The following is a 15,314-nucleotide window of genomic DNA, read 5'->3' as shown; positions in this document are numbered from 1 at the left end:
CCCTGGGGCCGCTGCTGGACGACGCGCGGGCCCGCGGCCGTACCGTCGTGGCGCTGTCCGAGTACGGCATCACCCGCGTGTCCCGCCCCGTGGACATCAACCGGGCGCTGCGCCGCGCCGGGCTGCTGGAGGTGCACACCCAGGACGGTATGGAGTACCTGGACCCGGGCGCCTCCCGCGCCTTCGCGGTGGCCGACCACCAGCTCGCGCACGTCTACGTACGCCGCGCCGAGGACCTGGCCGCCACCCGGGCCGCCCTCGACGGTCTGCCGGGGCTCGCCGAACTCCTCGACGACGAGGGGAAGAAGGCGCACGGCCTGGACCACCCCCGCGCGGGGGAACTGGTCGCGGTGGCCGAGCCGGACGCCTGGTTCACGTACTACTACTGGCTGCACGACGACCGCGCGCCCGACTTCGCCCGGCTGGTGGACATCCACCGCAAGCCCGGCTACGACCCGGCCGAACTCTTCCTCGACCCCGTCGACCCGTATGTGCGCGTCAAGGCGGCCACCGCGCTGGCCCGCAAGAAGCTCGGGATGCGCTACCGGATGGCCGTCGTCCCGCTCGATCCGTCCCCGGTGCGCGGCAGCCACGGCCGGTTGCCGGACCGGGACGAGGACGGGCCGGTGCTCATCTGCTCCCGGCCGGACACCGTGCCCGGCCGCGTGGCCGCCACCGACGTCAAATCGCTGCTCCTCCGCCTCGCCGGTCTCGATGGCAGCTGACAGATGACAGATAACCAATACCAGCTAACAGCTATCAGCTATCGGCTGACAAGTAGCAGCTGACGGCTGACAACTCACAGGAGGCACGCACGCCATGAGCGCCCAGCACCCGGAACTCGCCGCCGCCCTCCGCCGCCGGAGATTCCTCGGCGTCGCCGCCGGAGCCACCGCCGCCACCCTGCTCGGCACCACCACCGCGCACGCCACCGGCGGCGGCAGGGGCGGCCCGATCGTGCCGCGCGGCCACCTCGGCATCCAGCTCTACACCCTCCGCGACCAGGTGCAGTCCATCGGCTTCGCCCGCGTCTTCGAGGAGCTGGCGGCTTACGGCTACGACCAGGTGGAGTTCGCCGGATACACCCAGGGGTCGGCGGGCGCCATCACCCTCAAGCAGCTGAAGCGGCTGCTGCGGGACAACGGGCTGCGCGGCATCGGCAGCCACGTCGGCTACTACGCCGACGACCCGAACGCCTACACCTTCGCCACCAACCTCACCAAGGTGCTGGACGACGCCCAGGCCCTCGGCCTGCCGCACGTCGGCACCGCGTCCGGCCCCTGGCGCTACGGCACGACGGTCGACGGCTGGAAGCGCTGCGCCGAGGACTTCAACACCTACGGCGCGGCCGCGAAGGCGCGCGGGATGAAGTTCTACCAGCACAACCACGCCGAGGAGTTCTCCTTCGCCACCGACCGGCCGGACGTCCGCCTCTACGACGTGCTGCTCGCCGAGACCGACCCGGCGCTGGTCCACTTGGAGATGGACATCTACTGGGCGTACGTCGCCCAGCACCGCTTCGGCAAACGCGCCGACGGCACCCCGGCGCCCTTCGAACCGCTCGACTACGTCCTGGCCGACCCGGACCGCTATCCGCTGTTCCACGTCAAGGACGGTGAGCGCGACGAAACCGTCCCCGACGGCTACCGCATGGTGGACGTCGGGGACGGTGACATCGACTACGTACGGTTCCTCGGCAAGGTCGGCAGGACCCACGGGGGGCGCCGGAACCACCACTGGATGGTGGAGCACGACAACCCGGCCGAGTCGCTCACCACCGCCCGCCGCTCGGCCCGCTATCTGCGCACGGGGCGGTGCGGCGACTGAGCGCTCGGCGAGGTCTTATACGGCCTCGCGGCTGATCGGCTGCGGGTTCGGGGCGATGTCCCGGACCCGTGGCCGGCCCGGCTGGCGCAGTAGCAGGGCGACCGCGGCGGCCAGCATGGAGATACCGCCCGCGAGCGCGTACGCCCCGTCGTAGCCCCAGTCGTCGACCACCATCGAGCCGAGCCCGCCGCCGAACAGCCCGCTGACCAGCTTTCCGCTGTACACCAGGCCGTAGTTGGTGGCGTTGAAGTTCTCGCCGAAATAGTCCGGGGTGAGCGCCGCGAACATCGGGTAGAAGGCGCCGCCGCCGAATCCGGAGAGGAAGGCGAAGAACAGGAACAGCCACTCGTTGCGGATGTTGCCCGCCCAGATCACCCCGAATTGCGCGAGTCCCAGCACCACGATGACGAACACCAGGGTCATCTTGCGTCCCCAGAAGTCGGAGAGCCACCCCACGATCGCACGGCCGATGCCGTTGATGACGGACATGATGCCCATCGAGGAGGCCGCGACCAGCGGGCCGAAGCCCACTTCCTTGGCGTAGTCGACCTGGAAGGAGATGCCGAAGATGGACACCCCGGCGGTCAGCACGAGCGAAAGCCACATCAGGGGCAGCATGCCCGACCTGATGGCCTCCTTGGGCGTGTACTGACGCACCGCGGGCGGATTCTTCGCCAGGCCCTTCGCGCTCTTGGCATTGCCGCCGAAGGTGAGCGGATCGATATGCGCGGGCCACCAGTTCTTGGGCGGGTCCTTGAAGAACCAGCCGCAGATCGCGACGACGGCCAGCACATAGACGCCGATGAAGTCGAGCACCCCATGGTAATTGCCGGTGTCGAACCAGTAGTTGAAGATGAAGATGAAGGGCAGCGAGCCATACGCGAAGCCGCCGTTCACGAATCCCGTCTTCGCCCCGCGCCGCTCCGGGAACCACTTGCCCACCATGTTGATGCAGGTGGCGTAGACGAGCCCGGAGCCGAGCCCGCCGATGACGCCGAAGCCGCAGATCGCGGCGAAGACGTCGTCCAGATGCGATAAGGCGAGGAAGCCGATGAGGCAGAGCCCCGCCCCGGTCAGCATCGCCCGGCGGGCGGTGAGAATACCCTTCTCCCGCAGCCAGCCCGCCGGAAAGGCGATCCCGGCCTGGAAGAAGACCCAGACGCTGAGGATCCAGAAGGTATTGCTCTGGGTCCAGCCGTGGGCCTCGGAGAGCGTGTCCTCCGCGGAGCCGTACGCGTACTCGGACACGCTGATGGCCATCATGGCGATCCACGGCAGATACACCATCAGCTTCCGGTTGAAGCCGAGGATGTCGCGGTCCGTCTCGCCGACGCGGTACACGCGCCCCTTGTTGTCCTGTATTTCCCGGAAGGCGGCTATGTCCTCCGGTCGTTCTGCTGTGCTCATGTGCGTCCCCTTGGCTTCGAAGTAACCCGGCCGGCGCCCCCTGTCCCAGCTCTTCGTGCTCCGCGGAACGGGTGTGGTTTACGTGAGCAGTCCCGCCGACCGCGCCCAGCGGTATTTCGCGCCCAGCGCGGCCACCGGCTTTTCGGTGGTGTACGGATAGGCGACGACGCCGCGCTCGAAGAGGTACTGGCTCGCCTCCTCGACCTCGGTGTCGCCCGCGAGCGAGGCCACCACCGGTTTCGCGATGCCGCGCGCCCGGAATTCCGCCACGACCCGCGCGGTCAGTTCGGCGAAGACCATGGGCGGGGTGACGATGGTGTGCCAGTAGCCGAGGACGAGCGCGTGGATGCGCGGGTCCTCCAGGCCCAGCCGGATGGTCGCCTCGTACGTGGCGGGCGGCTCGCCGCCGGTGATGTCCACCGGGTTCCCGGCGGCGCCGAACGGCGGGATGAAGCGGCGGAAGGCCGCGTCCAGATCCGGCGGGATCTCCATCAGGGACAGCCCGTTGTCCACGATGGCGTCCGACAGCAGGACGCCCGAGCCCCCGGCGCCGGTGATGACGACGACGTTGTCACCCTGCGGCGTCGGCAGCACCGGCAGCGCCCGCGCGTACTCCAGCATCTCGTTCAGCCCCGGCGCCCTGATCACCCCGGCCTGCCGCAGGATGTCGTCGTACACCGCGTCGTCCCCGGCCAGCGCGCCCGTGTGCGACCCGGCGGCCCGCGCGCCCGCCGCCGTACGGCCCGCCTTCAGCACCACCACCGGCTTCCTCGGCACGGTCGCGCGCGCCGCCTCCACGAAGGCGCGGCCGTCCTTGAGGTCTTCCAGGTGCATCGCGATGCACTGGGTGTTGGGGTCCTCGCCGAACCAGGTGAGCAGATCGTCCTCGTCCACGTCCGACTTGTTGCCGAGCCCGACGATCGCCGAGACGCCGGTCTTCGTCGTCCGCGCGAAGCCCAGGATCGCCATCCCGATGCCACCGGACTGCGAGGTGAGCGCCACCGGTCCCTTGACGTCGTACGGGGTGCAGAACGTGGCGCACAGGTCCTGCCAGGTGGAGTAGTAGCCGTAGATGTTCGGCCCCAGCAGCCGCACGCCGTGCTCCTCGGCGATGGCCACGATCTTGTCCTGTAGCTCGTGCTCGCCGGTCTCGGCGAAGCCGGACGGGATCAGCACGGCGTTCGGGATGCCCTTGCGGCCGACCTCCTCCAGCGCGGCCGGTACGAACTTCGCGGGGATCGCGAAGACCGCCACGTCCACCTCGCCCGGCACGTCCGTCACCGACGCGTACGCCTTGCGGCCCAGGATGTCGTCGGCCTTCGGGTTGACCGGGTGGATCTCGCCGGGGAAGCCGCCGTCGATGAGGTTGCGCATCACCGAATTGCCGATCTTGCCCGGCTCGTTGGAGGCACCGATCACCGTCACCGAACGCGGCCGCATCAGCCGCCCCATCGCGCCCAGGATCTCCTCGCGGGAGTAGCGGCGGCGGGCCGGTGGCGCGTCGTCGCCGAGCAGCAGCCGCACATCGGCGGCGAGCACTCCGCTCCCGGTCGCGAAGACCGGGTTGAGATCGACCTCGGCCACTTCGGGAAAGTCCGTGACCAGGTCCGACACCCGCACGATCAGATCGGCGAGCGCGTCCCGGTCCACCGGCTCCCCGCCCCGCACCCCGCGCAGCACCTCGGCGGCCCGGATCCCGTCCAGCATCGACAGCGCATCGTCCCGGCTCGCCGGGGCCAGCCGGAAGGTGATGTCCTTCAGCACCTCCACCAGCACCCCGCCGAGCCCGAAGGCGACCACCTTCCCGAACGTCGGATCGGTGACCGCGCCGACGATCACCTCCTGCCCGCCGTCCGGCACCATCTGCTGCACCTGTACGCCCTGGATGCGTGCCGTCGGGTCGTACGCGCGGGCGTTCGCGACGATCGCGGTGTACGCGCCGCGCACCTCGGCCGCCGAGCCCAGCCCGACCCGTACGCCACCCGCGTCGGTCTTGTGTGAGATGTCCGGCGAGACGATCTTCAGCACCACCGGGAAGCCGATCCGGTCGGCGAGCTTCACCGCGTCATCCGCGCACTCGGCCAGCCCCTCGGCCGGGGTCGGTATGCCGTACGCGTCGGTGATCCGCTTGCCCTCGGGCGCGGTCAGAGCGGTGCGCCCCTCGGCGCGGGCGGCGTCCAGCACCGCGCGTACGGCGTCCGTGTCGTACGTCCTGTCCTGCGTGCTCACCGTCAGATCACCCCGTTCGCCTTGAGCAGCTGTACGTCTTCGTCGCCGAAGCCCAACTCGCCGTAGATCTCCCCGTTGTGCTCACCCAGCAGCGGAGACCGGTCGACCTGGACGGGGGAGTCGGAGAGCTTGAGCGGGGAGCCGACCGTGGTGAACGCCCCGCGCTCGGGGTGGTCCACCCGCACGACCATCTCGTTGGCCGCGAGCGACGCGTCCTCGACGATCTCCTTGGTGGACAGGATCGGGCCGCACGGGATGTTGTGGGCGTTCAGCTGCTCCAGTACCTCCCACTTGGGCAGCGTGCTGGACCACTCCTCGATCAGCTGGAACATCTTCCCCAGCTTCGGCAGCCGCACCTCCGGCGTCGCCCACTCCGGATCCTCGGCCAGCTCGGGGCGTCCGATGAGCCGGGTGATCGGCTCCCAGCCGACCGGCTGCACGATCACATACACATAGTCGTTGGGGCCGCCGGGCGCGCACTTGACCGCCCAGCCGGGCTGCCCGCCGCCGCTCGCGTTGCCGCTGCGCGGCACCTCGTCGCCGAAGCTCTCGTTCGGGTACTCGGCGAGCGGCCCGTGTGTCAGCCGCTGCTGGTCGCGCAGCTTGACCCGGCACAGATTGAGCACCGCGTGCTGCATCGCCACGTTCACCCGCTGGCCGCGCCCGGTGCGGGTGCGCTGGTAGAGCGCGGCCAGGATGCCCGCCACACAGTGCACCCCGGTGCCCGAATCGCCGATCTGGGCGCCGGTCGCCAGCGGCGGCCCGTCCTCGAAGCCGGTCGTGGACATCGACCCGCCCATGGCCTGCGCGACCACCTCGTACGCCTTGAACTTGGTGTACGGGCCCTCGCCGAACCCCTTGATCGATGCGTACACGATCCGCGGGTTGATCTCCTGGATGCGCTCCCAGGTGAAGCCCATGCGGTCCACCGCGCCCGGCCCGAAGTTCTCCACCATCACATCGCTGCGGCGGATCAGCTCGGTCAGGATCTCCTTGCCGCGTTCGGACTTGGTGTTGAGGGTGATGCTCCGCTTGTTGCAGTTGAGCATCGTGAAGTAGAGCGAGTCGACGTCCGGGAGGTCGCGCAGCTGCTTGCGCGTGATGTCACCGGTCGGGGACTCCAGCTTGATGACGTCCGCGCCGAGCCAGGCGAGCAGCTGGGTGGCGGACGGACCGGACTGTACGTGCGTCATGTCGAGGACGCGGACGCCCTCCAGAGCCTTGGTCATGGTTGGCGGGCCCCTCTACTTGTACATGGTCTGGTTCATCGTTCCGGGGGCGTACGCGTCCGGGTCGACCCAGACGTTGATGAGCGACGGCTTGCCGGACTCGCGGGCGCGCCGCAGCGCGGGCGCGATCTCGGCCGGGTCCCGCACCTCCTCGCCGTAGCCGCCCAGCATGCGCGCGAACTGGTCGTACGGAACGTCGCCGAGGGTGTTGCCGATCCGCTCGCGGGGTTCGCCGTACTTGGCCTTCTGGCCGTAACGGATCTGGTTCATCGACGAGTTGTTGCCGACGATGCCGACGAACGGCAGATTGAAGCGGACCAGCGTCTCGAAGTCCCAGCCGGTCAGCGAGAACGCGCCGTCGCCGAAGAGCGCCACCACCTCCTTGTCGGGCCGGGCCTGCTTCGCCGCCATCACGAACGGCACCCCGACGCCGAGCGTCCCCAGCGGCCCCGGGTCCATCCAGTGGCCGGGCGTACGGGGCTGCACGACCTGGCCCGAGAACGTGACGATGTCGCCGCCGTCGCCGATGTAGATCGAATCCTCGGTCAGAAAGTCGTTGATCTCGCTGACCAGGCGGTACGGGTGGATGGGGGAGGCGTCGGACCGCAGCTGCGGCAGCCGCTTCTCGATCGCCTTCTGCTCGGCGGCGCGCAGCTCGTCCAGCCACTCCTTGCGCTGCCGCGCCCCACCGTTGAGACGGCCGGACGCCGCCTGGGTGACGGCTGACAGAATCTGATGACTGTCACCCACTATCCCGAGATCAATATCCCGATTCTTGCCGACCGTGCGGTAGTCCAGGTCGATCTGGACCACCGTCGCATCGGGCGACAGCCGCTTCCCGTACCCCATCCGGAAGTCGAAGGGCGTGCCGACGATCACGATGAGGTCGGCGTTGGAGAACGCGTACCGGCGCGACAGCTGGAAGTGATGCGGATCCCCGGGCGGCAGCGTGCCCCGCCCTGCCCCGTTCATATACGCGGGCACATTGAGCGTCCGCACCAGCTCGGTCGCGGCATCGGTCGCCCGGCACGTCCACACCTGACTCCCCAGCAGAATCGCCGGCTTCTCCGCGTGCACCAGCAGATCGGCCAGCTTCTCCACCGCCTCCGGATCGCCCGCGCTGCGCGTCGACGCCCGATACGCCCCCGCCTTCGGCACCCGCGCCTTCTCCACGGGCACCTTGGCGTCCAGCACATCGCGCGGAATCTCCAGGAACGACGGCCCCGGCGCCCCGTGGAAGCACTCCCGGAACGCCATCGACACCATGTCCGCGGCCCGCGCGGTGTCCGGCACGGTCGCCGCGAACTTCGTGATCGGCGCCATCATGTCCACGTGCGGCAGGTCCTGGAGGGACCCCATCTTGTGCTGCGTATGCGCCCCCTGCCCGCCGATCAGCAGCATGGGCGACTCGGCCCGGAAGGCATTGGCCACCCCGGTCACCGCGTCGGTGGTCCCCGGCCCGGCGGTGACCACCGCACACCCGGGCTTCCCCGTAATGCGCGCATGGCCATCGGCGGCATGCGCGGCCACCTGCTCGTGGCGTACGTCGATGACGTCGATGCCCTCGTCGACGCACCCGTCATAGATATCGATGATGTGGCCGCCGCAGAGGGTGTAGATGACGTCAACCCCCTCCGCTTTGAGCGCCTTGGCGACCAAGTGCCCGCCGGAGATGAGGTCCTGGCTGTCGTCGGGCATGGCGAATCGCGTCCCTTCGTAGGGGTCGGGTCTCGCTTGGATTGCATACAGTCGACGTTATCCTGTATGAAACCCGTTATCCCGCATCGGCCGATCGATGTCCAGGGGGCGTACGTCAATCGTTCGATCAGGTCGCCGAGGCCCTACGTCCACGGGGGAACCGCCCCTCGTCACCCTCTGTGACCCCTCATGCCCGCACCCCACCCACGCTCCGCGTCACCGCAGGTCGGCGCGGGGGCGGGCAGCACGCATACGCCGGTGAAACGCACCCCAAAACCTTGGTATCGTTGTCCATGTCGCCGCGGGGAACCGCGGGGCACACCTTGTCCGGGTGGCGGAATGGCAGACGCGCTAGCTTGAGGTGCTAGTGCCCTTTATCGGGCGTGGGGGTTCAAGTCCCCCCTCGGACACGATCTTACGTAGATGGATGATGCGGGTTGTGACTCAACGGTCACAACCCGCTTCTTCGTGTTGCAGGTGAGTGTGAGGCCGAAAGTCTGGTGTGGTTGTTGCTCGTTGGGGTTGCGGATAGCGGCAGCGATAGTGGGGGTGGTCGTGGTTGAAGGTGCCCTGCATCTTGCGGTCGCACAGGGAGCAGCGGAGGGGTCGGGTTCGAGGCGGCCATGGCGGTGCGTACGCGGATCTTGATGCGTTGCGTTCGCCCGATCGTGCGTGGCCAGCTCTGGCGTGCTGCGGATGGAGAGCCGGGGCCTGTGTCGGCTGGCGTCATGGCGAGCCTTCTTCGTGCGCGCCATGAACTCGGCGCTGATCTTGTCGATCGCCCACACCGGCGGCAGCTCGCGAACCTTGCGAGGGGTCTTGACGCGGCTCACTGGTCCCCTACCATCCAGATTGCTCGACACTTCGGCCTTTGTTCGACATCACGAACAAGGTAGAGCTGCTCCACCCGCACAGCAGGGCATCTCCGGGTCACACCCACCGAAATGACGGAGACGCAAGGAGCACACGCTGATATGTCATGGCCTCATCAGAGCTGCCGCCGCGCACCGGCGACCGCCATCGGCCGCGTCCAGGGCCCCACCTCCACCGCCACGGTCCAGCGAGATCGCGAGCGCGGACATCCTGACGCCCGATGCCCGCACCGTCCTGGCGGGCCGGTCTCGATCAGACCTCGAACGGCCCGCGCCACATCGACAGTCCGGACAGCCCTGACGGGGCCGACCGGAACCGCTTGCTCAAGAAACAAGAGGTCCTCATGCGTAGAGGAAGTTTCAGCCGCAAACGCCTGTCCGTGATGCTCGCCGCCGCGGTTGCGGCCCTGGTCTCGTTGGCGGCGACGCTCGTCGCCAACCCGGCTCAGGCGGCCACCAGCGCGTGTTCACTCCCGTCGACGTACCGGTGGACGTCGACGGGTGTGTTGGCGCAGCCGGCGAACGGGTGGGTCTCGCTGAAGGACTTCACCAACGTGGTGTACAACGGCAAGCACCTGGTCTACGGGTCGAACGTGTCGGGATCGTCTTACGGCTCGATGAGGTTCAGCCCCTTCACGAACTGGTCGGACATGGCATCGGCCGGCCAGACCGGGATGAGCCAGGCCGCGGTGGCGCCCACGCTGTTCTACTTCGCACCCAAGAACATCTGGGTGCTGGCGTACCAGTGGGGTGCGTGGCCCTTCATCTATCGCACGTCGAGCGACCCCACCAACCCCAACGGCTGGTCCTCGCCGCAGCCGCTGTTCACCGGTAGCATCTCCGGCTCCGGCACCGGCCCGATCGACCAGACCCTGATCGGTGACGGTCAGAACATGTACCTGTTCTTCGCCGGTGACAACGGCAAGATCTACCGAGCGAGCATGCCGCTCGGGAACTTCCCGGGCAACTTCGGCTCGTCGTACACGACGGTCATGAGCGACTCGACGAACAACCTGTTCGAGGGGGTGCAGGTCTACAAGCTTCAGGACCAGAACCAGTACCTCATGATCGTTGAGGCGATCGGTGCGAATGGGCGCTACTTCCGCTCGTTCACGGCCTCCAGCCTGAGCGGTTCGTGGACCCCGCAGGCCAGCAGTGAAAGGAACCCCTTCGCGGGCAAGGCCAACAGCGGTGCCACGTGGACCAACGACATCAGCCACGGTGACCTGGTCCGCAACAACCCCGACCAGACCATGACCATCGACCCCTGCAACCTGCAATTCCTCTACCAGGGCAAGTCCCCCTCCGCGGGCGGCCCCTACGATCAACTGCCCTGGCGGCCGGGCGTCCTTACCCTCCAGCGCTGACCTGCCTGATCCACGGTGAATCGCGATCCGGTGCGGTCTACCGGCGCGTAGACGAGCGGTGTACGGCGTGGGCAGCTTCCACCTGCTGACCGATACTCACCGCCTCGGAGAACCCCAGCCGTGCGCGCGGCTGGGGTTCCGCTTGGTTACCGGCGTCTTCGCCGACGTGAGTGGCTTGGTCGCCGCGCACGGGTTTCGGCATACCGTCACGGCGGGTTGACCAGGGCAAAGGAAACATGGGATGGATCGGGTTCCGATTGAGGGAGACATGTCTATTGACAGTGCGAAGGGCTGGTGGAATCACTAAGAGACATGGGATGTCTGAGACCTCGTCGGCTGATGAGCTCCGGTAGTGGGCGCGTGCCGCAGCCCAGCGGCGCCGAACCGCAGGAGGATCGGATGAGGACGAGAGCGAGACCCGGCCGTCTGGCACTGGTGGCCGGCATCGTGCTGGCCCTCGTGCTGCCGCTGCTGTCGACGGCCACGAGCCAGGCCGCCTCGGACAAGTCGCTGAGCGTGAATCTGGCATCGACCCGCGGGCCGTCGACCGGCGTGGGTGAGGGGTTCCTCTACGGCATCAGCGAAGACGGCAGCCGGCCGGCGGACCAGTTCCTCCGGCCGCTGGGGATCAACGCCTTCCGCGGCGGCGGATGGTTCTCCGGCGGCTGGATCAGGGACGGCTACCAGTACGGCTCGGCCACCCGGGCCGACGTCGACTCGATCGTCGCGCAGGCGAAACGGCTCACCCGGCCCCCCTATGACGCGCAGTACCAGGTGCTGGTGAGCGACATCTACGGCGCGAACGGCGGCCAGCCGTCGAACACGAGGTATCCGTGCGACAACGGCGACTGCTCCAACTGGGTCAGCTTCATCGACTCCACGGTGGGAGCGCTGCGGGCTTCGGGGCTCACGTTCTCCTACGACATCTGGAACGAGCCGGATATCTCCGCCTTCTGGACCCGGGGGGTGAACAGCGCCCAGTACTTCCAGATGTGGGACACCGCCTACCGCGAGATCCGGCGCATCGCCCCCGGGGCGCAGATCGTAGGGCCGTCATTCGCGTTCACCCCGGAGCGCAACCCGGGCCAATGGCGGACCTGGCTCGCGCATGTGAAGGCGGCCGGGACGGTGCCGGACATGATCGCCAACCACAACGAGGGCGATGTCGACGACCCGGTCACCGTCGCACGGGCCCTGAACGGCGCCCTGACCGCGGCGGGCATCGGTCCGCTGCCGCTGTCCTCGAACGAGTACCAGCCGGCCGACCGGCAGACCGCCGGGGTGACAGCGTGGTACCTGGCGCGGTTCGCGCAGTCCGGGTACACCAACGCGATGCGCGGCAATTGGGTGTGCTGCGTCATCCCGAACCTGACCGGAGTCCTGACCCAGAGCGGGGGCAGCTGGCAGCCGACCGGCAACTGGTGGGCGCTTCGGGACTATGCCGATATGACCGGCACCCTCGTGGACACCTCCGGCCAGGTCGGCTCGACGGCGATCTCGGCCGCCGAGGACTCCTCCGCCAAGCGAGCGGTGGCGGTCATCGGCGACTCCAACGGGTACACCGGCGCCGCGTCCGTGACCTTCGACGGGCTGTCCTCCGTACCCTGGCTGGCGAACGCCGGCGGCGTGCACGTCACGGTGCACCGCATCCCGGACCAGGCGCCGCTCAGCGCGCCACAGACCGTATACGACCAGAATGTGAGCACCTCGAGCGGCTCGATCACCGTGCCGTTCACGTTCCAGGGGTCGCACGACGCGTTCGCCGTCTATCTGACACCCGCCTCGTCGGGCGGCGACGGCTTCCCTGACGGCTACCACCAATTCGTGGTCGCCAGCGACAACCTGTGCATGGATGTGTACGGCAACTCCGGCAGCGCGGGCGCCGCGATCGACCAGTGGACCTGCAACGGACAGGGCAACCAGCAGTTCCGGTTCGTACCCGCCTCGGGCGGCTACGGCGAACTGCGGGCCCAGAACTCCGGCCTGGACGTGGCGGTGGCCGACAGTTCCACGGCGGCGGGCGTACCGGACATCGTCCAGCAGGCCCCCGGCGCCGCGGCCAACAGCCTCTGGCTGCCCGTGCGGCAGTCCGACGGCTCCTACGCGTTCCAGAACAAGAACAGCGGTCTGTGTCTGGACGTCTACGGCGCCGGCGACAACCCGGGGCAGCAACTGGACCAGTGGCCGTGCAAGAACACGCCCGGCACGAACCAGGACTTCATCCTCCGCTGACCGCGGCACCACGGGACACCTCCGACCTGCGAAAGGAACCCACCGTGTCAGCATTAAGATGGGTGTTACGGCGCTTGCGCGCCTCGACGGCTGTGCTCGCGGGCCTCCTCCTGACCGCCGGCGGCCTCGTGGGTACGGCCGCCGCACCGGCCCAGGCCGCCACCTCCATCACGATCAACGGCGCGTCCGGCGGCCGGACCTTCGACGGCGTCGGCGCGATCAGCGGCGGGGGCGGCAACAGCAGACTCCTGATCGACTATCCCGAGCCCCAGCGCGGCCAGATCCTCGACTACCTGTTCCGGCCCGGCTACGGCGCCTCCCTCCAGATCCTCAAAGCGGAGATCGGCGGTGACACCAACTCCACCTCGGGGGCCGAGCCGAGTCACCAGCACACCCGGTCCGACCTGAACTGCGACCGGGGCTACGAATGGTGGCTGATGGAGCAGGCCAAGGCGCGCAACCCGGACATCAAGCTGTACGGACTCGCCTGGGGAGCGCCCGGCTGGATCGGCGGCGGGAACTTCTGGTCCACCGACATGGTCAACTATGTGCTCTCGTGGCTGGGATGCGCCAAGCAGCACGGGCTGAGCATCGACTACCTCGGCGGGTGGAACGAGCGAGGTTACAACGTCTCCTGGTACCAGCAGCTGCGTGGCGCGCTCAACAGCAACGGCTACGGCAACGTCAAGATCGTCGCCGCCGACTCGGACTGGGGCGTGGCGAACGACATCAACTCCAACCCGGCGTTCGCCTCCGCGGTGAGCGCCATCGGCACGCACTATCCCTGCGGCTACCGGTCGTCCCAGTCCAACTGCTCGGTGCCGTCGGCCGCCATGGCGTCCGGCAAGCCGTTGTGGGCGAGCGAGAACGGCTCGGACGACTACAACGGGGGAGCGCAGGCCGTGGCCCGCGGCATCAACCGCGGATACATCGACGGACGGATGACCGCGTACCTCAACTGGCCGGTGGTCGCCGCGCTCACGCCGAACCTGCCGTACCCCACCATGGGTCTCGCCCTGGCCTCGCAGCCGTGGTCCGGCTCCTACTCGATCGGCAAGAACACCTGGGTGATGGCACATACCAGCCAGTTCACCGCCCCGGGGTGGCGGTACCTCGACGCCTCCAGCGGCTACATCGGCGGCAACCGCAACAACGGAAGCTACGTCTCACTCAAGTCCACCAACAACTCCGGCTACTCCACGGTCATCGAGACGATGGACGCCGGCAGCGCCCAGACGCTGAACTTCACCGTCACCGGGGGGCTGTCCACCAAGACCGTCCACGTCTGGTCCACCGACGTCACGTCCGGGAACCCGGCCGGCCACTTCGTGCACGCCACGGACATCACCCCGTCCGGCAGCGGTTTCAGTCTGACCGTACAACCCGGCCACATGTACACCCTCACCACCACGACCGGACAGGGCAAGGGCACCGCCACCGGCACTGCCCAGGGCAAGCTGAAGCTGCCGTACAGCGACTCCTTCGACGGCAACGCCACCGGCACCGAGGCGAAGTACCTCATGGACTGGCAGGGCGCCTTCGAGGCGGTGGGCTGCGGCGGCGGCCGCGGCGGTAAGTGCGTGCGCCAGATGAGCCCGCAGAAGCCGATCACCTGGGACGCGCTGACCGATCCGCACGCCCTGCTCGGCGACGTGAGCTGGGGCAACTACACGGTCTCGTCGGACGTGATGCTCGAACAGCCCGGATACGCCGAGCTGATCGGCCGTGCGGGCGGGCACGACTACGACCGCACCGGGGGGCAGAACGCCTACCGCCTGCGGGTGAGCGACACCGGGGCCTGGTCGATCCTGAACACGAACACGGGCGGCAGCGTCTCCACCCTGGCCCGCGGCACGATCGCGGCGCTGGGCACCAACCGATGGCACACGCTGGGCCTCACCTTCTCCGGCACCACGATCACCGCCGTCATCGACGGTGCCACGGTCGGTTCCGTGAACGACCGCACCTGGGCCGCCGGGCAGATCGGCTACGGGACCAGCCAGGGCGAGACCGCGCAGTTCGACAACCTGTCCATCACTCCCGGCAGCGGCGGAAACGACGGCGGCACGAGTGGCGCGATCGTCGGGGTCGGTTCCGGCCGGTGCGTGGACGTGCCGAACCAGTCGCAGACGCCCGGAACCCAGGTGGAGCTGTGGGACTGCAACGGCGGAAGCAACCAGCAGTGGACGGACACCTCGGCCGGCGAGCTGCGCGTCTACGGCAGCGACTGCCTGGACGCCTCGGGCCAGGGCACCAGCCCCGGCACCAAGGTGGTCATCTGGGACTGCAACGGCGCAAGCAATCAACAGTGGACGATCCGTGCCGACGGCACGATCGCCGGTGTCCAGTCCGGTCTGTGCCTGGACGCCACCGGTGCGGGAACGGCCAACGGCACCTTGCTCCAGCTATGGACCTGCAACGGCAGCAGCAACCAGAAGTGGACGCGCGACTGA

At 68.5% G+C, this 15,314-nt stretch carries 8 protein-coding genes, 1 tRNA gene and 1 pseudogene; 6 read left to right on the top strand and 4 right to left on the bottom strand.

What is annotated here, in order from left to right; all coding sequences use genetic code 11:
* Together SSOG_RS09595 and SSOG_RS09590 are read left to right on the top strand one after the other, a co-directional pair.
* On the top strand, positions 1–725 hold a 725-nt coding region (locus SSOG_RS09595; protein WP_039937033.1), incomplete at its 5' end, for an alkaline phosphatase family protein.
* A gap of 94 nt (positions 726–819) precedes the next feature.
* Complete coding sequence (locus SSOG_RS09590) at positions 820–1,827, top strand: sugar phosphate isomerase/epimerase family protein (RefSeq protein WP_009714018.1); 1,008 nt, start codon at positions 820–822, stop codon at positions 1,825–1,827.
* 15 nt (positions 1,828–1,842) lie between these two features.
* Here the strand turns inward: SSOG_RS09590 and SSOG_RS09585 are convergent, their stop codons facing one another.
* From SSOG_RS09585 to SSOG_RS09570, 4 genes are all read right to left on the bottom strand, one after another.
* Positions 1,843–3,234 carry an OFA family MFS transporter gene (locus SSOG_RS09585; protein ID WP_009714017.1) on the bottom strand — a complete coding sequence of 464 codons (1,392 nt, stop codon included), beginning with the start codon at positions 3,232–3,234 and terminating at the stop codon, positions 1,843–1,845.
* Between the two features lie 78 nt (positions 3,235–3,312).
* Positions 3,313–5,463: an acetate--CoA ligase family protein gene (locus SSOG_RS09580; RefSeq protein WP_009714016.1), complete on the bottom strand. Its 2,151-nt coding sequence runs from the start codon at positions 5,461–5,463 to the stop codon at positions 3,313–3,315.
* A gap of 2 nt (positions 5,464–5,465) precedes the next feature.
* On the bottom strand, positions 5,466–6,692 hold the full coding sequence (gene frc / locus SSOG_RS09575) for a formyl-CoA transferase (protein WP_009714015.1): 1,227 nt from the start codon (positions 6,690–6,692) through the stop codon (positions 5,466–5,468).
* Between the two features lie 15 nt (positions 6,693–6,707).
* On the bottom strand, positions 6,708–8,390 hold the full coding sequence (locus tag SSOG_RS09570) for a thiamine pyrophosphate-binding protein (RefSeq protein ID WP_009714014.1): 1,683 nt from the start codon (positions 8,388–8,390) through the stop codon (positions 6,708–6,710).
* Positions 8,391–8,715: 325 nt separating this feature from the next.
* Between SSOG_RS09570 and SSOG_RS09565 the strand changes: the two genes are divergently transcribed.
* From SSOG_RS09565 to SSOG_RS09550, 4 genes and pseudogenes are all read left to right on the top strand, one after another.
* Positions 8,716–8,800: transfer RNA gene (locus tag SSOG_RS09565), tRNA-Leu, on the top strand.
* 926 nt (positions 8,801–9,726) lie between these two features.
* A pseudogene (locus tag SSOG_RS09560) lies at positions 9,727–10,629 on the top strand (non-reducing end alpha-L-arabinofuranosidase family hydrolase); the annotation flags it as partial.
* Positions 10,630–11,028: 399 nt separating this feature from the next.
* A complete protein-coding gene (locus SSOG_RS09555) occupies positions 11,029–12,861 on the top strand; it encodes an RICIN domain-containing protein (protein ID WP_050799828.1) in 1,833 nt (610 codons plus the stop codon).
* Between the two features lie 44 nt (positions 12,862–12,905).
* On the top strand, positions 12,906–15,314 hold the full coding sequence (locus tag SSOG_RS09550; RefSeq protein WP_039937028.1) for a ricin-type beta-trefoil lectin domain protein: 2,409 nt from the start codon (positions 12,906–12,908) through the stop codon (positions 15,312–15,314).

It is taken from the genome of Streptomyces himastatinicus ATCC 53653, from assembly GCF_000158915.1.
Taxonomy (GTDB): domain Bacteria; phylum Actinomycetota; class Actinomycetes; order Streptomycetales; family Streptomycetaceae; genus Streptomyces; species Streptomyces himastatinicus.
This window is presented reverse-complemented; position numbering and strand designations above follow the sequence as displayed.

Excerpts from the sequence above, each read along its gene's own strand:
- SSOG_RS09590 (WP_009714018.1), top strand. The coding sequence starts at position 820 with ATGAGCGCCCAGCACCCGGAACTCGCCGCCGCCCTCCGCCGCCGGAGA.
- SSOG_RS09585 (WP_009714017.1), bottom strand. The coding sequence starts at position 3,234 with ATGAGCACAGCAGAACGACCGGAGGACATAGCCGCCTTCCGGGAAATA.
- frc (WP_009714015.1), bottom strand. The coding sequence starts at position 6,692 with ATGACCAAGGCTCTGGAGGGCGTCCGCGTCCTCGACATGACGCACGTA.
- SSOG_RS09570 (WP_009714014.1), bottom strand. The coding sequence starts at position 8,390 with ATGCCCGACGACAGCCAGGACCTCATCTCCGGCGGGCACTTGGTCGCC.
- SSOG_RS09555 (WP_050799828.1), top strand. The coding sequence starts at position 11,029 with ATGAGGACGAGAGCGAGACCCGGCCGTCTGGCACTGGTGGCCGGCATC.